The 19,347-nt window shown below is 71.2% G+C and carries 21 protein-coding genes and 2 pseudogenes; 14 read left to right on the plus strand and 9 right to left on the minus strand.

Translation table 11 applies throughout. The annotated features are described in order from the left end of the window. The first annotated feature begins 66 nt into the window (after positions 1-66). Complete coding sequence (locus BLT23_RS08585; RefSeq protein WP_090047334.1) at positions 67-540, plus strand: hypothetical protein; 474 nt, start codon at positions 67-69, stop codon at positions 538-540. Positions 541-589: 49 nt separating this feature from the next. Here the strand turns inward: BLT23_RS08585 and argG are convergent, their stop codons facing one another. Further along, on the minus strand, positions 590-2,035 hold the full coding sequence (argG, locus tag BLT23_RS08590) for an argininosuccinate synthase (RefSeq protein WP_090047337.1): 1,446 nt from the start codon (positions 2,033-2,035) through the stop codon (positions 590-592). A gap of 240 nt (positions 2,036-2,275) precedes the next feature. On the opposite strand from argG, the gene BLT23_RS08595 reads away from it, so the two are divergent. Beyond that, a complete protein-coding gene (locus BLT23_RS08595; RefSeq protein WP_090047339.1) occupies positions 2,276-3,025 on the plus strand; it encodes an NPP1 family protein in 750 nt (249 codons plus the stop codon). 3 nt (positions 3,026-3,028) lie between these two features. On the opposite strand, the gene BLT23_RS08600 is transcribed toward BLT23_RS08595, so the two are convergent. Further along, a complete protein-coding gene (locus BLT23_RS08600) occupies positions 3,029-3,700 on the minus strand; it encodes a TetR/AcrR family transcriptional regulator (protein WP_090047341.1) in 672 nt (223 codons plus the stop codon). Positions 3,701-3,793: 93 nt separating this feature from the next. On the opposite strand from BLT23_RS08600, the gene BLT23_RS08605 reads away from it, so the two are divergent. Both BLT23_RS08605 and BLT23_RS08610 read left to right on the plus strand, forming a co-directional pair. Then, positions 3,794-4,519 (plus strand): SDR family oxidoreductase, encoded by a 726-nt coding sequence (locus BLT23_RS08605; RefSeq protein ID WP_090047344.1) that lies wholly within the window; start codon positions 3,794-3,796, stop codon positions 4,517-4,519. Then, on the plus strand, positions 4,519-5,406 hold the full coding sequence (locus BLT23_RS08610) for an SDR family NAD(P)-dependent oxidoreductase (RefSeq protein ID WP_218133676.1): 888 nt from the start codon (positions 4,519-4,521) through the stop codon (positions 5,404-5,406). The genes BLT23_RS08605 and BLT23_RS08610 overlap by 1 nt, the downstream gene beginning before the upstream one ends. Here the strand turns inward: BLT23_RS08610 and BLT23_RS08615 are convergent. Then, a complete protein-coding gene (locus BLT23_RS08615; RefSeq protein WP_090047345.1) occupies positions 5,403-6,122 on the minus strand; it encodes a polysaccharide deacetylase family protein in 720 nt (239 codons plus the stop codon). The two genes, BLT23_RS08610 and BLT23_RS08615, sit on opposite strands and share 4 nt — an antisense overlap. A gap of 330 nt (positions 6,123-6,452) precedes the next feature. Here BLT23_RS08615 and BLT23_RS08620 point away from each other — a divergent pair, with 330 nt between their 5' ends. The 3 genes from BLT23_RS08620 (at position 6,453) to BLT23_RS08630 (ending at position 8,562) form a co-directional block, all read left to right on the plus strand. Next, complete coding sequence (locus BLT23_RS08620; RefSeq protein ID WP_090047346.1) at positions 6,453-7,385, plus strand: pectate lyase family protein; 933 nt, start codon at positions 6,453-6,455, stop codon at positions 7,383-7,385. A gap of 203 nt (positions 7,386-7,588) precedes the next feature. Next, positions 7,589-8,086 carry a peptide-methionine (S)-S-oxide reductase MsrA gene (gene msrA, locus BLT23_RS08625; RefSeq protein WP_090047825.1) on the plus strand — a complete coding sequence of 166 codons (498 nt, stop codon included), beginning with the start codon at positions 7,589-7,591 and terminating at the stop codon, positions 8,084-8,086. Beyond that, the gene (locus tag BLT23_RS08630; protein ID WP_090047348.1) at positions 8,065-8,562 is read left to right on the plus strand and encodes an MOSC domain-containing protein; all 498 of its coding nucleotides are present in this window, start codon (positions 8,065-8,067) and stop codon (positions 8,560-8,562) included. Before msrA ends, BLT23_RS08630 begins: the two co-directional genes overlap by 22 nt. Positions 8,563-8,595: 33 nt before the next feature. Here BLT23_RS08630 and BLT23_RS08635 read toward each other — a convergent pair whose 3' ends face one another. Genes BLT23_RS08635 through BLT23_RS40610 form a run of 3 tightly spaced genes read right to left on the minus strand, consistent with a single transcriptional unit; the run spans position 8,596 to position 10,198 of the window. Further along, the gene (locus tag BLT23_RS08635; RefSeq protein WP_218133677.1) at positions 8,596-9,336 is read right to left on the minus strand and encodes an inositol monophosphatase family protein; all 741 of its coding nucleotides are present in this window, start codon (positions 9,334-9,336) and stop codon (positions 8,596-8,598) included. Between the two features lie 2 nt (positions 9,337-9,338). After that, on the minus strand, positions 9,339-9,962 hold the full coding sequence (locus tag BLT23_RS08640) for an HAD-IA family hydrolase (protein WP_245743832.1): 624 nt from the start codon (positions 9,960-9,962) through the stop codon (positions 9,339-9,341). Positions 9,963-9,964: 2 nt separating this feature from the next. Beyond that, positions 9,965-10,198 (minus strand): hypothetical protein, encoded by a 234-nt coding sequence (locus BLT23_RS40610; protein WP_176946641.1) that lies wholly within the window; start codon positions 10,196-10,198, stop codon positions 9,965-9,967. On the opposite strand from BLT23_RS40610, the pseudogene BLT23_RS08645 reads away from it, so the two are divergent. The 7 genes and pseudogenes from BLT23_RS08645 to BLT23_RS08670 all read left to right on the plus strand — a co-directional run. Next, a pseudogene (locus BLT23_RS08645) lies at positions 10,143-10,442 on the plus strand (sulfate adenylyltransferase subunit CysD); the annotation flags it as partial. The gene BLT23_RS40610 and the pseudogene BLT23_RS08645 overlap by 56 nt on opposite strands. After that, positions 10,442-11,716, plus strand: a complete 1,275-nt coding sequence (locus BLT23_RS08650; RefSeq protein WP_090047352.1) for a sulfate adenylyltransferase subunit 1 — start codon at positions 10,442-10,444, stop codon at positions 11,714-11,716. The pseudogene BLT23_RS08645 and the gene BLT23_RS08650, both read left to right, overlap by 1 nt. After that, positions 11,709-12,458, plus strand: coding sequence for an FAD/NAD(P)-binding protein (locus BLT23_RS08655; protein ID WP_090047354.1), 750 nt, complete (start codon positions 11,709-11,711; stop codon positions 12,456-12,458). The genes BLT23_RS08650 and BLT23_RS08655 overlap by 8 nt, the downstream gene beginning before the upstream one ends. Before the next feature lie 57 nt (positions 12,459-12,515). Then, a complete protein-coding gene (locus BLT23_RS08660; protein ID WP_090047356.1) occupies positions 12,516-12,998 on the plus strand; it encodes an FAD/NAD(P)-binding protein in 483 nt (160 codons plus the stop codon). 4 nt (positions 12,999-13,002) lie between these two features. Next, on the plus strand, positions 13,003-14,574 hold the full coding sequence (locus tag BLT23_RS08665) for an aldehyde dehydrogenase family protein (RefSeq protein WP_090047360.1): 1,572 nt from the start codon (positions 13,003-13,005) through the stop codon (positions 14,572-14,574). Then, positions 14,571-14,954: pseudogene (locus BLT23_RS41570) on the plus strand (SRPBCC family protein); the annotation flags it as partial. The gene BLT23_RS08665 and the pseudogene BLT23_RS41570, both read left to right, overlap by 4 nt. Positions 14,955-15,077: 123 nt before the next feature. Next, on the plus strand, positions 15,078-16,112 hold the full coding sequence (locus BLT23_RS08670; protein ID WP_245743860.1) for an NAD(P)-dependent alcohol dehydrogenase: 1,035 nt from the start codon (positions 15,078-15,080) through the stop codon (positions 16,110-16,112). Between the two features lie 28 nt (positions 16,113-16,140). Here BLT23_RS08670 and BLT23_RS08675 read toward each other — a convergent pair whose 3' ends face one another. Genes BLT23_RS08675 through BLT23_RS08685 form a run of 3 tightly spaced genes read right to left on the minus strand, consistent with a single transcriptional unit; the run spans position 16,141 to position 19,279 of the window. Further along, positions 16,141-17,280, minus strand: a complete 1,140-nt coding sequence (locus BLT23_RS08675; RefSeq protein WP_090047364.1) for an AI-2E family transporter — start codon at positions 17,278-17,280, stop codon at positions 16,141-16,143. Between the two features lie 54 nt (positions 17,281-17,334). Continuing rightward, complete coding sequence (locus BLT23_RS08680) at positions 17,335-18,501, minus strand: FAD-dependent oxidoreductase (RefSeq protein WP_090047366.1); 1,167 nt, start codon at positions 18,499-18,501, stop codon at positions 17,335-17,337. 16 nt (positions 18,502-18,517) lie between these two features. Then, entirely contained in the window at positions 18,518-19,279 is a 762-nt protein-coding gene (locus BLT23_RS08685; protein ID WP_090047368.1) for a DUF4142 domain-containing protein, read from the minus strand. Between the last annotated feature and the right edge of the window lie 68 nt (positions 19,280-19,347).

Below are 19,347 nucleotides of genomic sequence, written 5' to 3' on the forward strand. Positions count from 1 at the left end.
CTTGTTCCCGGAGAAGTCTCGGGAACAAGGGGTAACGGTCGTGAGGCCCGCACCGACCCCGAGGGCATGAAGTTCTTGATCGCGCTCCTCGCCGTGCTCGCGGCGGGCTGCACCGCGGAGGTCACCGGTTCCGGCAGCGGCACCGAGACCCCCGCCACGTCGGCGACCAGCGAGACGACGCAGCCGACCACCACCACGACCACCACCACCGCCAAGGCGAACGGTCCGGCCGCGCTGGACGGGGTGCCCTTGGAGCAGTACGACGGCCTGCCCTCGCAGTTCTGCGACAGGCCGTTCACCGGCGCCCTCGGCAAGCCGATGCTGGCCGTCGTCGTCGAGACGCCGGGCGGACGGCTGAACTGCGACCAGGCCGCGGCCGTCCTGGTCGACTACTACGCCGAGCGGTCCGACCCGAAGACGGGCCTGCCCGCGGTCGAGATCGGGCCGATGTCGTGCAACCAGGTCGAGGAGGGGTTCCTGCCGCAGGTCGTGTGCGCCGACGAGGACAACGTCATCTACTCGATGTGGCCCCAGACCTGAGAACGACGAAGGGCGGGGTGGTCGCCCACCCCGCCCGGTGCGCCGGGGATCAGTCCGTGCCGGACTCGATCGCGGCGGCGTCGAGCAGCGCGTCGGCCTCCGACACCTCGCCGCGCGAGGCGATGGCCTCCGCGCCGCCGTCCGGCACGTCGCCGATCAGCTGCGTCGGCTCGACCTGGGCCGAGATGAGCGACGACTGGCGGGTGCCGACCATGCCGAGGCCCGCGAACAGCTCCAGCTTGGCGCGCGAGTCGGCGATGTCGAGGTTGCGCATGGTCAGCTGGCCGATGCGGTCGACGGGGCCGAACGCCGAGTCCTCCGTGCGCTCCATCGAGAGCTTGTCCGGGTGGTAGCTGAACGCGGGGCCGGACGTGTCGAGGATCGAGTAGTCGTCGCCCCTGCGCAGCCGCAGCGTGACCTCGCCGGTGACCGCGGAGCCGACCCAGCGCTGCAGCGACTCGCGCAGCATGAGCGACTGCGGGTCGAGCCAGCGGCCCTCGTAGAGCAGCCGGCCGAGCTTGCGGCCCTCGGAGTGGTAGGCGGCGATCGTGTCCTCGTTGTGGATCGCGTTCACCAGGCGGTCGTAGGCGATGAACAGCAGCGCCATGCCGGGCGCCTCGTAGATGCCGCGGCTCTTGGCCTCGATGATGCGGTTCTCGATCTGGTCGGACATGCCGAGACCGTGGCGGCCGCCGATGGCGTTGGCCTCCAGCACGAGGTCGACGGAGCTGCCGAACTCCTTGCCGTTGATCGTGACGGGACGGCCCTGGTCGAAGCCGACGGTGACGTCCTCGGTGGCGATCTCGACCGACGGGTCCCAGAACTTGACGCCCATGATCGGCTCGACGATCTCGATGCCCTCGTTGAGCAGCTCGAGCGACTTGGCCTCGTGCGTCGCGCCCCAGATGTTCGCGTCCGTCGAGTACGCCTTCTCGGTGCTGGCGCGGTAGGGCAGGTCACGCTCCTGCAGCCACTCGGACATCTCCTTGCGGCCACCGAGCTCGGTCACGAACTCCGCGTCGAGCCACGGCTTGTAGATCCGCAGCGACGGGTTCGCGAGCAGGCCGTAGCGGTAGAACCGCTCGATGTCGTTGCCCTTGTAGGTGGAGCCGTCGCCCCAGATCTGCACGTCGTCGTCGAGCATGGCGCGGACGAGCATGGTGCCCGTGACGGCCCGGCCGAGCGGCGTCGTGTTGAAGTACGCGCGGCCACCGGAGCGGATGTGGAAGGCGCCGCACGCCAGCGCGGCGAGGCCCTCCTCGACGAGCGCGGAGCGGCAGTCGACCAGGCGCGCGATCTCGGCGCCGTACGTGCCGGCGCGACCGGGGACGGTCTCGATCTCGGGCTCGTCGTACTGGCCGATGTCCGCGGTGTACGTGCACGGCACCGCGCCCTTCTCACGCATCCACGCGACCGCGACGGAGGTGTCGAGACCACCGGAGAAGGCGATGCCGACGCGTTCGCCGGCGGGAAGTGAAGTGAGCACCTTGGACACGTTGAGAATTATGCACGACGATGTATGGACATGCACACCGGGGGGCCTGTTAGGTGCGACTCAGCGACGAACGGACTCCGGACCAGGGCCGTGACCGCCGCCGCGCGACCACTCGGACGCGGTGTGAATTTTCCGGTACGGCGACGATCAGGCGAACCACCTGGACGTGAAGGCCGTTCATGTACCACCTTCTGCCTGGTACGCCTCTCCGCTCCCTGCTGCTCACGGAGGCCGAACCAGATGAAGAAGAAGCTCCTGTCCGCGCTGGCCGGTGCCCTGCTGCTCACCGTGCTGGTCCCCGGCGTCGCGCTCGCCGCCCCGCCCACGGCGATCCCCGCCAGCTACGAGGAGGCCGACGGCAAGTGGCAGCCCGCCTTCGACTACGACGGTGACGGCTGCTACCCGACCCCGGCGATCTCGCCGACCGGCCAGGTGGCGACCGGCCTGAAGAACTCCGGCGCGCTGAACGGCGACTGCCACGACCGGTCCGACCTCGACAACACCAACTCCTACAGCCGGTCGAAGTGCAACAACGGGTGGTGCGCCTACCTGTACGACCTGTACTTCGAGAAGGACCAGGCCGTCCCGCTGATCGACTGCTGCGGCCACCGGCACGACATCGAGCACGTGATCATCTGGGTGCAGAACGACGTGGCCCAGTACGTCTCCACGTCCGAGCACGGCCGGTACAAGACCCACCCGCGCTCCAACGTGCAGTGGGAGGGCACCCACGCGAAGATCATCTACCACAAGGACGGCCTCAGCACGCACTGCTTCCGCCTCGCCAACGCCGGTGAGGTCGCCGAGAACCACTACGGCGCCTACCAGTACCCGGATCTCGTCAGCTGGAACAGGTTCCCCGCCGGGGTGCGCGACATCCTCGTGAACGCGAACTTCGGCAGCGCCTCGCTCGCGATCAAGGACGGCGCGTTCAACCACAACCTGAGCATCGCCAAGCCGGCCGGGATCCCGTTCGACCCGAACGCGTAGGCGCTACTTCGCCACCCGGTCGAGCCACTCGTCCAGGAGGGCCCGCTCCGCGGGGGACAGCATCGCGGGCGGGTCCTCCGCCAAGGCCGCCTTCAGCGCGATCGCCCGGCTCGGGATGTCCGCAGGCTCGTCCGGCGCGGCGTCCGTGGTGATCGCGCGGATGACGTTCTCCCTGGTGAACGTGATCAGCCCCAGGTCGCGTTCCGCCTGCGGGGTCGCGATCAGCGCCAGCACCACGCCCATGCCCGTGGCGTGCACGAACTGCGCCGCCTGCTCGACCGGGACCGCCAGCCGCCCGGCGGAGGCGATGCGACCGATGATCTCGCGGAGCATCGCGTCCGCCTGCACCCGCGCCACCCGCTTGCGCGGCTCGCCGTACATCAGCAGGTAGAACGCCGGGCGCTCCAGCCCGAAGCCGATGTGCAGGTCCCACCCCGCGCGCAGGTCGTCGACGGGGTCGTCGTGGCGGCCCATCGCGTGCTTGGAGGCGAGGTAGCCCGCGAACCCGTGCGCCGCGACGGCGTCGAGCAGCCCGTCCTTGTCGCCGAACAGCCGGTACAGCGTCGGCGCCTGCACCCCCGCCGCCGTGGCGACCGCGCGCGTGGAGACCGCCTCCTTGCCGCCTTCGACCAGCAGGTCGGCCGCGGCCTGCACCAGACGCTCCCTCGTGTCCATGTAACGACGGTAACACATCACCGGTAGCGCTGGTTCGATATCAGTGCTACGTTAAGTGAGTTATCAACGGAAACAGCAGCTAGGAGCATCGACATGACACGCGTCGCAGTCGTCACCGGCGGTTCCAGGGGCATCGGGCGGGCAGCCGCCGAACGCCTCGCCGCCGACGGCACCGCCGTCGTCATCGTGTACGCCGGCAACACGGCCGAGGCGGAGAAGACCGTCGCGCAGATCAAGGCGTCCGGCGGTCAGGCCATCGCCGCACAGGCCGACGTGGCCGACGAGAAGGCCGTCGCCGCCGCGTTCGACCTGGCGGAGGAGACGTTCGGCGGCGTCGACGTCGTCGTGAACTCCGCCGGCATCATGCCGCTCGGCACGGTCGCGGACATGGACCTGGACGTCTTCGACCAGACCATGCGCACCAACGCGCGCGGCACGTTCGTCGTGTCGCAGCAGGCCGCACGGCGGCTGCGGTCCGGTGGCGCGATCATCATGATCTCGTCGTCGGTCGTCGGGCTGCGGTTCCCCCGCTACGGCGCCTACGCCATGACGAAGGGCGGCGTCGAGGCGCTGACCCTGGTCCTCGCCCGCGAGCTGCGCGGCCGCGACATCACCGTGAACACCGTCGCGCCAGGACCGACGGCCACCGCGTTGTTCCTCGACGGCAAGGACCAGGACACCATCGACACCCTCGCGAAGCAGCCACCGCTGGAACGGCTGGGCGAGCCGAGCGACGTCGCCGAGGTCGTCTCGTTCCTCGCGGGCCCCGCCCGGTGGGTCAACGGGCAGACCATCCGTGCGAACGGAGGCATCATCTGATGGGCGCGACCCCGATGGACAAGGTCGTCGTCGTCACCGGCGCGTCCAGCGGGTTCGGCGCGCTCACCGTCCGCGCGCTGGCCCTGGCCGGTCACACCGTCTACGCGGGCATGCGGGAGACCGGGGGCCGCAACGCCCCCGCCGTCGCCGGACTCGCGGAGTTCGGCGACGCGAACGGGGCCGACGTCCACGCCGTCGAGCTGGACGTGCAGTCGCAGGAGTCCGCGGACGCCGCCATCGCCACCGTCATCGCCGAGCAGGGCAGGCTGGACGTGGTGGTGCACAACGCGGGCCACATGGCCACCGGCCCCGCCGAGGCGTTCACACCCGAGCAGTACGCGGCGCTCTACGACGTCAACGTGCTCGGCACGCAGCGCGTCAACCGCGCGGCACTGCCCCACCTGCGCGGGCGGCGTTCGGGACACGTCGTGTGGGTGGGCTCCAGCTCCACCCGCGGCGGCACTCCCCCGTACCTGGCGCCGTACTTCGCGGCCAAGGCGGCGATGGACGCGCTCGCGGTCTCCTACCGCGCGGAGCTGCTGCGGTTCGGCATCCACACCACGATCGTCGTGCCCGGCGCGTTCACCAGCGGCACCAACCACTTCGCGCACAGCGGCAGCCCCGCGGACACCGGGCGCGCGGCGGCGTACGAGGAGCTCTACCCCGGCCTGATGGAGCAGGTGGGCGCCCGCCTGGCCGAGCTGGAGCCGGCCTGGGCGGACGCGGGCGCGGTGGCCGACGCGGTCGTGGCCGCGGTCGCCGCCCGGCAGCCGCCGTTCCGGGTGCACGTGGACCCCTCCTCCGACGGCGCCGAGGTGGTGAACGCGGTGGCGGACCGGGTGCGCGCGGAGTTCCTGCGCCGGGCTGGTCTGGCGGACCTGGTCTAGCGGACGGCGAGGAGCTCGGACACGGTGACGAACCGGTAGCCGCGCTCCTTGAGGCCGGTGATGATCGGCTTGAGCGCCTTCCTGGTCTCGGTCCGCGCCGGGAACATGGGGTGCAGCAGGATGATCGACCCCGGCCCGGTCTCGGCGAGGGTCTGCTCGACGACCCGCTCCGCCGGGGGCGTGCCCTCGGAGTCGGGCTCGACGTCCCAGGTGATGGTCTTGCGGTCGTGCTCGGACAGGTAGTGCGGCAGCGCGAAGAGCTTCTTGCCGTACGGCGGGCGGAAGTGGACGGGGCCTTCGTAGCCGGCCAGGCGGATCCGGGCGTCGGTGTCCTCGATCTCCCGCTCGACGGTGCCGGGCAGGACGCCGACCATGCGCCGGTGGTGGTAGGTGTGGTTGCCGACCTCGTGGCCGGCCTCCACGATCGCCCGGCCGAGGTCCGGGTGGCCGGCCAGGTCGCTGCCGTTCAGGAAGAACGTGGCGGTGACCTGCTGCTCGGCCAGGACGTCGAGGACCTCTCGGGTGCCCGCGGGGTGCGGGCCGTCGTCGAACGTCAGCGCGATGACCTTCTCATCGGTGTCGACCCGGTCGACGACCTCACCGAAGAACTGGAAAGTGCGCGATCCCGAGACGTTCCACAACGACACCGCGGCGGCGAGGACGACGACCAGGCTGATGGCGACGACGATCGTCGACTTGCGACGTAACCACTTCATCCGTCCACTATGGCGAAGATCGATTCGCCACCGCGCCGCACCCCCGTCATCGAGCGTCGCGGATCCGGAAGAATGATTCCCCGAACACATCGAGACGCACACCCTTGAAATGCGACGAGAAAGGTCCCGGCCCCGCCCAAGGATTTTCCATCCGGCACTCCGGGACCGGGTTTCCGTTGCCGTGGCACCATCACCGGCCCCGATCGAGCCTCCTCCCGGCCCCGCCGAACGATTTCGATCGTTCGACTCGAACATCTTCGAACCGCTTGACCGAATAGTTCCCTGCTGGTTGTGTGGGCTGCACCGCCGCTCACGAATTGGGAGCGTGAAATGATTCCAAAGCGTGCAGCACTGGTTTCCGCGGCTGCGCTGGTGCTCGGCGCGGTGGCCGTCCCCCCGGCGACCGCGGCGCCCTTCGGCCTGGTCGGGTGGGCCACCCAGGCAGGAGGCACGACGGGAGGCGGCAACGCCACGCCGATCACCGTCACCACGGCCTCCGCGTTCACCGACGCCGCCAAGGCGTCCGGCGCGGCGGTCATCAGGGTCTCCGGCACCATCTCGCTGCCGAGCATGACCAAGATCGCGTCCGACAAGACGATCGAGGGCGTGGGATCGGGTTCGACGATCACCGGCCAGGGCCTGAACATCAGCAACGCGTCCAACGTGATCGTGCGCAACCTCAACTTCCGCAACTGGGGTGACGACGCGATCAACGTGCAGTACTCCACCCGCGTGTGGATCGACCACAACACCTTCTCGAACGGCTACGACGGCGCGCTCGACGTCAAACGGGCGTCGGACTACGTCACGGTGTCGTGGAACAAGTTCACCAGCCACAACAAGACGATGCTGCTGGGCCACAGCGACGACAACGGATCGGAGGACCGCGGCAAGCTCCGGGTGACCTACCACCACAACTGGTTCGACGGCACGCAGCAGCGCCACCCGCGGGTGCGCTTCGGCAACCCGGTGCACGTCTACAACAACTACTACGGAGGCGTGACCTCCTACGGGGTCGCCTCGACCGTCGAGGCGGGCGTCCTGGTGGAAGGGAACTTCTTCGAGAACACCAGGGACCCGTTCCACCGGGGTGAGGGCAGTTCGGCCGGCGGTTCTCTCGTCGCGCGCAACAACCACTTCGTCAACTCGGGCTCCGGCGACCAGGGCGGTTCGGTGAAGAGCCCTCCCTACTCGTACCAGCTCGACAGCGCGAGCACGGTGAAAAGCGTGGTCACGGCCGGTGCGGGTGCCGGTCGCGGTTAAGAGGACCGGGGAGCGTCCGCGATGTCGCGGGCGCTCCCGTTCTCATCCGGGACGTTCCATTCGGACCCGCACAAGTCCCGTTCGGGCGCCGGTGCGCAGGCGTGCTCGGGCGTAGCCGTAATAATTGCGTCACAGTGGGACGGGGATGATTCAGGCGAGACCGAGCGTTCTCCTGAGTGAACACCGAGAAGAGGAGCGTCACTGTGACGGAGAAGGCAGTTCTCGCGGGCGGCTGTTTCTGGGGCATGCAGGATTTGTTCCGCCGCCACCCCGGCGTCGTCTCGACGCGCGTCGGCTACACCGGCGACCCGGACACGCCGAACGCCACCTACCGCGACCACGGCAACCACGCCGAGGCGATCGAGATCGTGTTCGACCCGGAGAAGCTGAGCTACCGGCAGGTCCTGGCCTTCTTCTTCCAGATCCACGACCCGACGACGCGCAACCGCCAGGGCAACGACATCGGCGCCAGCTACCGGTCGGCGATCTTCTTCGAGACCGACGAGCAGAAGCGCATCGCCGAGGAGACGATCGCGGACGTCGACGCCTCCGGCAAGTGGCCGGGCAAGGTCGTCACCGAGGTCACGCAGGCGACCGAGTTCTGGCAGGCCGAGCCGGAGCACCAGGACTACCTGGAGCGCTACCCCAACGGCTACACCTGCCACTACGTGAGGCCCGAGTGGCAGCTCGGCGAGAGGTAGAGATCACGGGTCTGCACGTCTCACCCGTGCACGCCTTCGAGGGCCGTCCGTTGGACGGCCCTCGTCCCGATCCGGGACCTGTCGCGCACGACCGGGTCGCCGTCCGCGCCGGTCTCGGGCTCGTCGGCGACCGGTACTTCAACCACCCCGCCCACCGCAACGCCGCGGTCACGTTCATCGCGGCCGAGTCGCTCGCCCCGTGGCCGGTGGACCCGTTGGTGGCGCGGCGCAACGTCGTTCTGCGCGGGTTCGACGTGGACGCGGTGGCGCGGGGCACCGTGTTCAGCCTCGACAGCGGTGACGGGCCGGTGCGGTTCGAGGTGCACCGGCCCGCCAGCCCCTGCGCCTGGATGGACGCGGTGATCGCTCCGGGCGCGTTCAAAGCGTTGCGGGGCAAGGGCGGCGTGCGGTGCGTGCCCTTGGACGACGGCCTGTTGCGCATCGGAAGAGCGGTGCTCGCCCTCACCGGCACGTAGACCCTCGCAGCCATCGCTTGACCTACAGGTGTGTCAGGGCGTGGTGCAGAGCTCGGCGAGCGCGGCCAGCAGCACCGGTGCCGCCTCGGGACGGCACACCAGCAGGTCCTCGGTGCGCGGCTCGGGCGAGCGGAAGTCCAGCGGTGTGCCGTCCAGGTGCGAGGCGTGGGCACCGGCCGCGAGGGCGACGGCGACCGGCGCCGCGCTGTCCCACTGGTACTGGCCGCCCGCGTGCACGTACGCGTCGACCTTGCCGGTGCACACCGCCATCGCCTTGACCCCGGCGGAGCCCATCGGCACCAGCTGCACGTCCAGGACGCGGGCCAGCTCGTCCACCAGCGGCGGGCGGTGGCTGCGGCTCACCGCCACCCGCAGACGCCGGGGCTCCGGGGCGGGCAACGGCACCGGGGTGCCGGTGCCGTGCGTGTCGCCGGACGAGAGGGCCACGGCGCCGGCGGTCAGCTCACCGCCCTCGGCCAGCGCCACGTGGACGGCCCAGTCGTCGCGGCCGTCGCTGTACTCGCGGGTGCCGTCCAGCGGGTCGATGATCCACAGGCGGCCGGAGCGGGCGTCGGGCGTGACGGAGTCGCCCTCCTCGGACAGCACGGCGTCGCCGGGACGGTGCCGCTCCAGCAGTTCGACGAGCAGGTCGTGCGCCCGGCGGTCGCCCTCGCGGCCCGCCTCCGGTCCGGAGAGACCGCCGGAACGCAAGCGGGACAGCAGGTCCCGGGCAGTGGAGGCGAGAGTGGAGGCGAGCGTGTGATCGTCCATCATGGTCAGGTCCGGACGCTGAGGACGACGCGGTCACCGCGGACCTCGAAGCTCACGTGCGAGAGGTCGGGCACGACGACGTCCGCGTCCAGGCCCTCTCCGACGCCGAGGGTCGTGCACCCGGCGGCGCGGCCCGACGCGAGACCCGAGGCGGTGTCCTCGACGGCCAGGCAGCGCCGGGGATCGGTGCCGAGCTGGTCCGCGGCGGACAGGTACGGCTCGGGCGCCGGTTTGCCCTGCTCCACGTCGTCGGCGGTGACGAGCACCTCCGTCGCGGGCAGTCCGGCGGCCGCGGTGCGGGCGGCGGTGACGTCCCGCGAGCAGGAGGTCACGATGGCCTTCAACGGACCGGCGGACTCGGTGGCGTCCAGGGCACCGGGCAGCACGACGACGCCGTCCAGGTCGTGGGTGGCGATGTGGGAGTAGTGCGCCAGAGCCTCCGCGTGACGCTCGGGCGGTAACAACGCGGCGACGATGTCCTTGGCGGGCTTGCCCTCCGTGCCGGCGAGGCGCTCGGGCTCGACCCCTTCCTCCTCCGCCCAGCGCCGCCAGGCCCTGCGGACGGCGGCCGTGGAGTCGATCAGGGTGCCGTCGAGGTCGAACAGCACCGCGTCGAATTCCAGTCGCATGGTCATCCTTTCGCTCCAGAGGTGACGGGTTCTCGTTGTGCGACATAGCGGACCAGCGCGATCACGAAGCCGAGCGCGACGATGCCGATGTTGAAGGCCGACACCGCGAACGACACGGCGAGCTCGCCGCCCTCACCCGCCGCCTGGAAGAGCGCGGCCTGCACGGCGGGGACGAACGACCAGGCGCCGTCGCTGTACTTCGCGCACTCCCGGGAGGTGTACCTGCGGGACGGCATGTGGTTGACCGCCGGACCGTGGGGTGGCCCCGCCGAGGGCGAGGAGACCGTCGAGAAGACCGTGCGCTATCGCACCGTCGGCGACGGCTCGTGCACCGGCGCGGTCGAGTCGGACGCGGCCACCGTCGGCGACATCATCGAGGAGATCAAGGCCAGCAGGCTCACCGAACGCGGTGCGAGCAGGGCCGACGACCGCATGTCCGAGGCAGCCATGGAGGACCGCAAGCGGGAGGGGTACTTCTGATGACGTCCGATCTGTTGCGACTGGTGACCGCGGGCAGTGTGGACGACGGCAAGTCCACTTTGGTCGGACGGCTGCTCTACGACACCAAGTCCGTGCTCAGCGACCAGATCGACGCGGTGCTGCGCAGCAGCGAGGAACGCGGGCTCGACAACCCGGACCTCTCGCTGCTGGTGGACGGCCTGCGCGCCGAACGGGAGCAGGGCATCACCATCGACGTGGCCTACCGGTACTTCGCGACCGCCAAGCGCACGTTCGTCCTCGCCGACACCCCCGGTCACGTGCACTACCTGCGCAACACCGTGACCGGCGCGTCGACCGCGGACCACGCCGTGCTGCTGACCGACGCGCGCAAGGGCGTGCTGCCGCAGACCCGCAGGCACCTGGCCGTGATGGCGATGCTCGGCGTCCCCGGCATCACGCTCGCGGTCAACAAGCTCGACCTGGTGGACTTCTCGCAGGAGATCTACGAGTCGATCCGCGACGAGTTCGCAGCGCACGCGCGGTCGCTGGGGTTCCGCCCCGAGCAGGTCACCACGGTGCCGTTGTCCGCGCTGGCGGGTGACAACGTGGTGACCCGCTCCGACAAGACCCCCTGGTACGACGGGCCGACGTTGCTGGAGCACCTGGAGACCGTGCGGCCCGACGAACGCGGCTGCGACGTCGGCCTGCGCGTGCCGGTGCAGTACGTGCTGCGCGACGGCGGCACGGACTACCGCGCGTACGCCGGTCAGGTCGCGGCGGGCGAGGTGCGTCCAGGTGACGAGGTCGTGGTGCTGCCGGCGGGGACCAGGTCGACGGTCACCGCGGTCGGCGCCCCGGACGGACCTGTCGACGAGGCGACCGCCGGGCAGCCGGTGGCGCTGACCCTCGCCGACGACCTGCCGGTCAGCCGCGGCGACCTGATCGCGGCGGCGGACCGGGTGCCGGAGCTCGTCCAGGAGGTCACCGCGACGGTGTGCTGGCTCGCGGAGGAGCCGTTGCGTCCCGGCGCGCGGGTCCTGCTCAAGCACGGCACGCGGACCACGAAGTGCCGGGTGCCCGGCCTGGCCGCGCGGTTCGACGAGCAGGAGCTGGTGCTGGAGCGCGACCCGGAGAGCCTGGAGCTCAACGACATCGGGCAGGTGCGGCTGGAGGTCGCGGACGCGCTGCCGTTCGACTCCTACACCGACTGCGTGGCGACGGGGGCGTTCCTGCTCATCGACCCCGCGGGCGGTGACACGCTCGCGGCGGGCCAGGTGGGTGACACGCTGTCCGCGGTGACCGGTGATGCCTGAGCGCGTCGTGGTCGTCGGCGCGGGCGCGAGCGGCACGCTGGCGGCGATACACCTGTTGCGGGCCAACGCCTCGCTGGAGCTGGTCCTGGTCGACCGCAGCGGGGAGTTCGGCCCGGGACGGGCGTACCGCACGGGCGATCCGGGGCACCTGCTGAACACCGTCGCGGGGAAGATGAGCGCGCTCGACGACGATCCCGGGCACTTCGTGCGCTGGAGCGGGGCCGCCGCCGACGAGTTCCTGCCACGGGGCGAGTACGGGCGCTATCTGGCCGAGACGTTGCGGGAGGAGGAGAAGAAGGCGGCGGTGCGGCACGTCGTGGACACCGCCACCGGCATCACCTCCACCGCCGGCGGCGTGACCGTCGAGCCGGCCAGGACCGGCCCGCTCCACGCGGACTTCGCGGTGCTGGCGCCGGGTGTGGGCAGCGGCGACCCGCTGGCCGGGCTGGTACCCGGCGACTCGCCGCGCTACGTGGCCGACCCGTGGGCCGGGCCGTTGCCCCGCACCGGCGGCGAGCCGGTGCTCGTGCTCGGCACCGGACTGTCCATGATGGACGTCTCGGTCGCCGTGGCGCACGACTCCGTGGTGCACGCCGTGTCGCGGCACGGCCTGCTCCCCCGGCCGCACCGGCTCGGGACCGGGCCGGCGCCGTCCCTCCCGGACCCGCCGCGGCGAGTCCGGTCGGTCGGTGAGCTGATGAGGTTCGTGCGGCGCAGCGTCTCGGCGCACCCGGACCGCTGACGCGACGTCGTCGACCAGCTGCGCCCGCACACGCACCGGCTGTGGCGGCAGCTCGACGTGCCCGAACGGCGCCGCTTCCTCGACCGCGTCGGCCCCTACTGGAACGTCCTCCGCCACCGGGCCGCGCCCACCACCCACCGCCGGGTGCGCCGGCTCGTGGACGAGGGCCGGGTGCGGCTGCACCGGGGCGAGGTGACGGCCGTCCGGCCCGCCGGGGACGGGTTCCGCGTCGACCTGACGGGACCGCGCGGCAGCCGCACGCTGACGGTGGGCTGGCTGATCAACGCGACCGGCTTCCGCCAGGACCCGCCGCTGGTGCGCGGGCTCGTGGCGGACGGCAAGGCTCGCCCGGACCCGATCGGGCTCGGTCTGCGGACCGGGGACGACGGCCGCGTGCTGGACCGGCACGGGAGGCCGTGCCGCATCTTCACGCTCGGCGCGCTGCGACGAGGCGAGCTGTTCGAAAGCACCGCCGTACCGGAGATCCGCGCCCAGGCGGCCGAGATCGCGGCGACCGTGGCCGCGCAGAGGACGAGGTGATGACATGAACGACCTGCTGATGTACCCGGCCTACATCGACGGCAAGGACGTCGAGCACCCGGAGGGACGGTACGTCCACACGGTCACGGCGCGCGCGGTGCTGGAGGACACGATGCCCGCGCTGGCGTTGAAACGCGATCTCGACGCCGGCCTGGCCGACCCGCGGCGGGCGGGCCCGTCCGTGGTGGGCGGCTGCGCGCTGGCCGACGACCGGATGGCCACCGAGGCGCTCGAGGCCGCCGCGCGGGCGGCACCGGAATGGGCGCGGGTGCCGCTCACGGACCGGGTGGAGATCGGGCGGCGCATCGGTGAGCGGCTGCGCGAGAAGCGTGACGAGATCGTGGAGCTGCTGGTCGCCGAGGGACAGCCGCGCGACCTGGCAGGCCCGACGCTCGACGAGTACTGGCGGGCCGACTTCAGCATGGAGACGCTGACGTTCTGCGCCACGCAGATGCGCAGCACCAAGCACCGCGGCTGCGGCGGGTACGCGGTGGTGCGCCGGGTGCCGGACGGCGTCGTCTGCGTCAACCCGCCGCAGAACGCCTCCACCCCCAACGCCCTGTTCGGCGCGACGGCCCTGCTCGCGGGCAACGCCGTGGTGATCCGCGCACCCCGCGGCGTCCCGCTGGCCACCACCCACGCGCTGCGCGAGGTCGTCGTGCCGGTGCTGGAGGAGGCCGGTGCGCCCACCGGCGTGCTGAACATCCTGTGCGGGCCGCCGATGACCGACCTGTGGCTGGAAAGCCCGCACGTCAACGACATCGTCTACGTCGGCGGCAGCGCGAAGGGCCTGGAGTTCGAACGGGCCGCCGTCGCCGCGGGCAAGAAGCCTGTGCTGGAGCTGGCCGGCAACGACTGCGTGGTGGTGTGGGCCGACGCCGACCTCGACGCGGCCGCCGCGGCGATCACCGAGAACTTCCGCCAGTCCGGCCAGATCTGCAACATCCCCAACCACGTCGTGGCGCACCCGGCGATCGCCGACGCCCTGCTGGACCGCCTGGTGAAGGCCGCTGCCGCCACGAAACCGGGCTATCCCGACGAGCCTGGCGTCGTGCTGACGCCGGTGCTGATGGCGGACAAGCACTTCGCCGACATCGCCGACGCGGTGCGCAGGGGTGCGAAGCTGCTGTACGGCGGACGACGGCTGGAGGTCGACGGAACGCCGTCCGGCACGGGGTTCTTCGTGGAGCCCTCGGTGTTGCGGATCGACGGCCTCGACCTGGCCCGCCGCACACCGGCCGTGCGCGAGGAGACCTTCTCGCCGCTGGTGCCGGTCGTCGTGCCCGAGGACCACGACGGGTTGTTCGACGAGGTGCTGGAGTTCGTGGGCTCCAACCGCTACGGGCTGCGCAACTCGTTCTGGGTGAAGGACGAACGGCTCATCAACGCCATCACGGCCGGTGTGACCACCGGCGGCGTCGTCAACGTCAACGACTCGCACTCGGCCTTCCGGCCGTTCCTGCCGACGCACGGCGGCACCGGCCTGACCGGTGGCGTGTTCGGCGAGGCCAACTACCTGATGCTGCGGACCACCCGCCTGCAGGGCGTCAACGTCAAACGGGGAGGAGCACGGTGAAGGAGCACAGCATCGCACTCAGCACGCCCGCGGACGCGGACGAGGTCTTCGACCTCTTGCTGAACCCTTCCCGGTTCTCCTGCGCCGACATCGAGTCCGTCGAACCGTCGGAGGAGGGAGACCGCTACGCCCTGCGCTTCCGCGGCGGCCTGGCCAGGTGGACCCAGCGCACCGAGGCCGACCGCGCGGCGCGGGTGCTGCGGTTCGAACAGGTCAGCGGCGACTTCGTGGACTTCGGCGGCAGCTGGGAGGTCACCCCCGACGGCGCCGGCAGCCGGGTCGTGCACCGGGTCTCCTTCCGCACCAGCGTTCCCCACCTCGCCGGAGCCGTCGACCCGATGATCGCGCGCGTGCTGCTGCGCGCGGCGGCCGGCGTGGTGGACGGGCTGGCAGGCCCGGCGGTGATCGTCGAGGGCACGCTGCACGACGAGATCGCCGTGCCGTCCCAGCAAGATCCGCCCGTGGAGAAGGCGCACGACCGGACGGCCTCCCCCGGCCCGACGCTGGCCGCCGCCTACGCCGCGCCTTCGCCCGGCGCCCCGCTGGAACCGGCCACGATCACCCGCCGCCCCTTGCGTCCCACCGACGTCGCCATCGCCATCCACTACTGCGGCATCTGCCACTCCGACGTCCACCAGGTCCACGGGGACTGGGGCGGCGGGACCTTCCCGATGGTCCCCGGCCACGAGATCACCGGCATCGTCACCGCCATCGGCGCCGACGTCACCAGGCACGCCGTCGGCGACCGCGTCGGGGTCGGCGTCATCATCGGCTCCTGCCGCGACTGCGCGGAGTGCGAGGAAGGTCTGGAGCAGTACTGCTCGCACTCGGTCGAGGTCTACGCGGCCGTCGACCCCCATGACGGCGAGCCGACCCGTGGCGGCTACTCCACCCACATCGTGGCCGACGAGCACTTCGTCCTGCGCATCCCGGACGCGCTGCCGCTGGACCAGGCCGCCCCGCTGCTGTGCGCGGGCATCACCACCTACTCGCCGCTCAAGCACTGGGCGGCCGGGCCCGGCAAGAAGGTCGCGGTGCTGGGCCTGGGCGGACTCGGCCACCTCGCCGTGAAGATCGCGAACGCCATGGGCGCGGAGGTCACCGTGCTGTCCCGGTCGTCGCGCAAGGAGGCGGACGGCCTGAACCTGGGCGCGGACCACTTCCACGCCACCGACGACCCGGCGACGTTCGAACGGCTCGCCGGCACGTTCGACCTCATCGTGTGCACGGTCGCGTGCCGGCTCGACGTGGACACCTACCTGTCGCTGCTCGCCAACGGCGGCACGATGGTCTACCTCGGCATCACCGAGGAACCGCTGGACGTGAGCGTGTTCTCGCTGCTGCGGTCCCGCACGTCGCTCGCGGGGTCGCGGATCGGCGGCATGGACGAGACCCAGGAGATGCTCGACTTCTGCGCCGAGCACGGCATCCGCGCCGAGATCGAGGTCATCGACGCCGCCCAGGTCAACGAGGCGTTCGACCGGGTGCGGCACGGCGACGTGCGCTACCGGTTCGTCATCGACGCCAAGACGATCTGACGGACCGGTGCGCGGTGGTCCTCGGTCATCACTCCGCGGGTCGTTCGGCCTCCACCGGAGGGTCCCCGTCGGCCCGCGGCGAGTCCCGCACGGACCTCGCCTCGATGACCTCGCCCAGGTAGCGCACGACGACGGCCACGGCCGCGGCGACCGGCACGGAGAAGAACGCGCCCGCGATGCCGTAGAGCGTGGTGCCCGCGGTGACCACGAGCAGGACCACCGCCGCGTGCAGGCGCAGGCCGCGCGACTGCAGGATCGGCTGGAGCACGTTGCCCTCGACCTGCTGCACCACGACCACGATGACCAGCATGATGATCGCCGTGGTCAGGCCGTTGCTGACGAGGGCGACGAGCACCGCCAGCGCACCGGCGATCAACGCGCCGACGATCGGGATGAACCCGCCGAGGAACGTCAGTGCGGCCAGCGGGATCGCGAGCGGCACGCCCAGGATGACGAGGCCGAGACCGATGAACACGGCGTCGATCAGCGACACGACCGCCTGGCTGCGGATGAAGCTGCCCAGCGTGGCCCAGATCCGCTCCAGCACCGTCGTGACGTGCCCACCGGCCCGTTCGCCGATGACCGAGCGCAGCCACGGCGTGAAGCGCGTGCCGTCCTTGACGAAGAAGAAGGCCAGCAGCAGTGCCACGAGACCGGTCACCACGCCGGACGTCACCGCGCCCGCGCCCGTCAGCAGGCTGCTCGCGATCGACCCGATGCTCGCCTGGACCTGCTCGACGCCCTGCGCGATCAACCGGTCGAGGTCGCTGCCCTTCAGGTTGAGCGGCGGCCCGCTCGCCCACTCCTGCAGCTGCCGGAGGGCGTTCTGCGCGCTCTCGGCGATCTCCGGCACACCGGAGGCGATCGAGCTGGAGATCGCCGCGATCGCACCGCCGAGCGCCCCGAGCCCGACGAGCAGCACGATCGTCGCCGCCAGCGCCGAGTTGAGCCCCTTCGACACCAGCCACCGGGCGGGCGGCCACAGCACCGTCGTGATCAGCAGGCCGAGCAGCACGGGCATCACGACCACCCAGAGCTTGCCGACCAGCCAGAACACCATCCAGAAGCCGAGCGCGGCCAGCGCCACCCGCAGACTCCACCTGGCGAGCCAGCTCACGCCGTGCCCGATGGCCTCACCCTTGTCCGTCCACCTGCGTTCCCGATCCACGCCGTCCAGTCTGTCCTGATCTAGCCCGATCGGGTGGCAGACCCGCCGAAACCGTCAGCGCGCGGTTCCTCCGGTGGCGAGCACGCCGTCGACCTCCGGCGTGACGGAGCCGCGGACCAGGTTGCGCACGACCGGCAGCCCGGAGAGCCGGAAGGCCATGTCTCGCACCGAGATCCGCCACGCCGACGGCGGTGCCATCCAGCCGATGAACTTCCGCCCGAACTCCTGGGTGTGCGTCACGGCGGGCTTCATGCGCGCCTGGTAGCGATCGAGGGCGCCGTCCGTGCCGCGAGCGAGCTCCTCCGCGAGCACGAACGCCCCGGTCATCGCGAGCGACGCGCCATGTCCGGCGAACAGCGACACCGCCCCGCACGCGTCACCGGCCAGCACCACCTTCCCTCGGTGCCACGCCGGCATGTCCACTTGGGACACCTCGTCGCAGTAGAAGTCGCCCGGCAGCACCGACAGCAGCTCGGGCACGACCCAGCCGAGGTCGCCGAACCGCGCGCGCAGCGCCGCCGCCGGGTCGTCCGGCACCGCCTGTTCCGGCGCCCGGTGCAGCATCAGCGCCGCCACCACGCCGTCCCGCAACGCGTAGCACCCGACCATCCGGTGCGGCACCGTCAGCAGCTGGTAGCGGTGACCGATCCGGGCGCTCAGCTCCTCGTGCCGCAACGAGAACGCCGCCGTCCGGTGCCCCAGGTACCGGACGAACCGCTCCGGTGGCCCGAAGACCAGCTCCCTGACCCGCGAGTGCACCCCGTCCGCCCCCACGACGAGGTCGAACTCCTCGACGGACCCGTCCGAGAACGTCACCCGGCCGTCGTCGACGGACGACACCGTCGTGCCGTACCGGACCTGCGCGGAGACGCCGGCCCCGATCACCTCGGCGAGGTCGCCGCGCAGCACGCTGACCACCCCGCCGGCGACCGACTCGTAGGCGGAGGCGGACATCTCGGCGCGGCGCCGGCCACGCGCGTCGACGCTCGTCACCGCCGTGATCGGCGCCCGCCGCCGTTCCAGCTCCGGCAGCAGGCCCATCCGCCGCGCCACCTCGTAGCCGGGACCGAAGAAGTCGATCAGGTAGCCGCCCGCGCGGAACTCCGGCGCCCGTTCCACGACCAGGACGTCCCATCCCGCGCGTTCCAGCCACCAGGCCGCGGTGAGCCCGGCGATCCCCGCTCCGGCGACCACGACACGTTGGGCATTTGACTTGGGCATGTGCCCAAGTTAGCACTCACGGGTGCATCTTGCGGCTGCTCCTGCCTCCGCTCCACAGCCAGATGCCCACCGCGGCGGCGGCCAGCACGCCGAACCCGATCAGCCCGTCCGGGACGCCGTCGTCCTGCGGCTGCCGCACCTGCGACACCGACTGCTGCGCCCGCGGCGAGGGAATCGACGGGGTGGCCGGGGAAGGCTGCGCGACCAGCGCCAGCGGGATCGCCTCGGTGTCGTTGAAGTCGACCAGCCCGGTGGCCTCCAGCACCTGGATGTGGTCGAGGACGGTGGACATGCAGACCTCGGCGTAGTCGCGGATCGCCGTGTTGCGCGTGCCGGTGCGGACCGTGGCGAGGAACTTGTAGACGGCGCCGTGTGCCGCGCGGAGGCGGTTCGCGAAGATCCGGTCGAACTCCTGGCTGCGCGCGGGCGCGGTGCGCATCTCGTCCAACCAGCCTTGCTGGTCGGCGTTGGGCTGCGTGGGCAGCGTGATGCCGAACGTCCTGGCGAGCTCCACGGTCCGCCGGTCGAGGTCGGCGTGTCCCTCGATCAGGTGCCTGCCGGCCTCCTGCACGAGCGGGTTCGCCGACTTCTCGACGCCCATCCGCCCGGCGGGCCCCTCCCACAGCCCGGCGAGGGCCACCTTCTGGAGCAGGTCCCTGCCCGCGGGCCCCATCGGGCCGAACCGGGTCTGCTCGTAGTCGGGACCGAGGTCTGGCTGGGCCGTCGCGGGCGGCGCACTCAGCAACAACGTCGTCAGGACGACCAAGAGTATCCGCATGCCGAGTGATACGGACGAATCGCCCCGGCCTGACCGTTGCACAGTGCAATGGTTACCGTTTCGTGACC

The organism is Lentzea fradiae, assembly GCF_900100955.1.
In the GTDB taxonomy this organism is placed as follows: Bacteria; Actinomycetota; Actinomycetes; order Mycobacteriales; family Pseudonocardiaceae; genus Lentzea; species Lentzea fradiae.

What these genes read in the sequence shown, in the direction of transcription:
- BLT23_RS08620 (WP_090047346.1), top strand. Translation starts at nt 6,453, where the DNA reads ATGATTCCAAAGCGTGCAGCACTGGTTTCCGCGGCTGCGCTGGTGCTC.
- BLT23_RS08605 (WP_090047344.1), top strand. Translation starts at nt 3,794, where the DNA reads ATGACACGCGTCGCAGTCGTCACCGGCGGTTCCAGGGGCATCGGGCGG.
- BLT23_RS08635 (WP_218133677.1), bottom strand. Translation starts at nt 9,336, where the DNA reads ATGATGGACGATCACACGCTCGCCTCCACTCTCGCCTCCACTGCCCGG.
- BLT23_RS08610 (WP_218133676.1), top strand. Translation starts at nt 4,519, where the DNA reads ATGGGCGCGACCCCGATGGACAAGGTCGTCGTCGTCACCGGCGCGTCC.
- BLT23_RS08595 (WP_090047339.1), top strand. Translation starts at nt 2,276, where the DNA reads ATGAAGAAGAAGCTCCTGTCCGCGCTGGCCGGTGCCCTGCTGCTCACC.
- BLT23_RS08615 (WP_090047345.1), bottom strand. Translation starts at nt 6,122, where the DNA reads ATGAAGTGGTTACGTCGCAAGTCGACGATCGTCGTCGCCATCAGCCTG.
- BLT23_RS08640 (WP_245743832.1), bottom strand. Translation starts at nt 9,962, where the DNA reads ATGCGACTGGAATTCGACGCGGTGCTGTTCGACCTCGACGGCACCCTG.
- BLT23_RS08685 (WP_090047368.1), bottom strand. Translation starts at nt 19,279, where the DNA reads ATGCGGATACTCTTGGTCGTCCTGACGACGTTGTTGCTGAGTGCGCCG.
- BLT23_RS08655 (WP_090047354.1), top strand. Translation starts at nt 11,709, where the DNA reads ATGCCTGAGCGCGTCGTGGTCGTCGGCGCGGGCGCGAGCGGCACGCTG.
- BLT23_RS08585 (WP_090047334.1), top strand. Translation starts at nt 67, where the DNA reads ATGAAGTTCTTGATCGCGCTCCTCGCCGTGCTCGCGGCGGGCTGCACC.
- BLT23_RS08680 (WP_090047366.1), bottom strand. Translation starts at nt 18,501, where the DNA reads ATGCCCAAGTCAAATGCCCAACGTGTCGTGGTCGCCGGAGCGGGGATC.
- BLT23_RS08650 (WP_090047352.1), top strand. Translation starts at nt 10,442, where the DNA reads ATGACGTCCGATCTGTTGCGACTGGTGACCGCGGGCAGTGTGGACGAC.
- BLT23_RS08600 (WP_090047341.1), bottom strand. Translation starts at nt 3,700, where the DNA reads ATGGACACGAGGGAGCGTCTGGTGCAGGCCGCGGCCGACCTGCTGGTC.
- BLT23_RS08665 (WP_090047360.1), top strand. Translation starts at nt 13,003, where the DNA reads ATGAACGACCTGCTGATGTACCCGGCCTACATCGACGGCAAGGACGTC.
- BLT23_RS40610 (WP_176946641.1), bottom strand. Translation starts at nt 10,198, where the DNA reads ATGCCGTCCCGCAGGTACACCTCCCGGGAGTGCGCGAAGTACAGCGAC.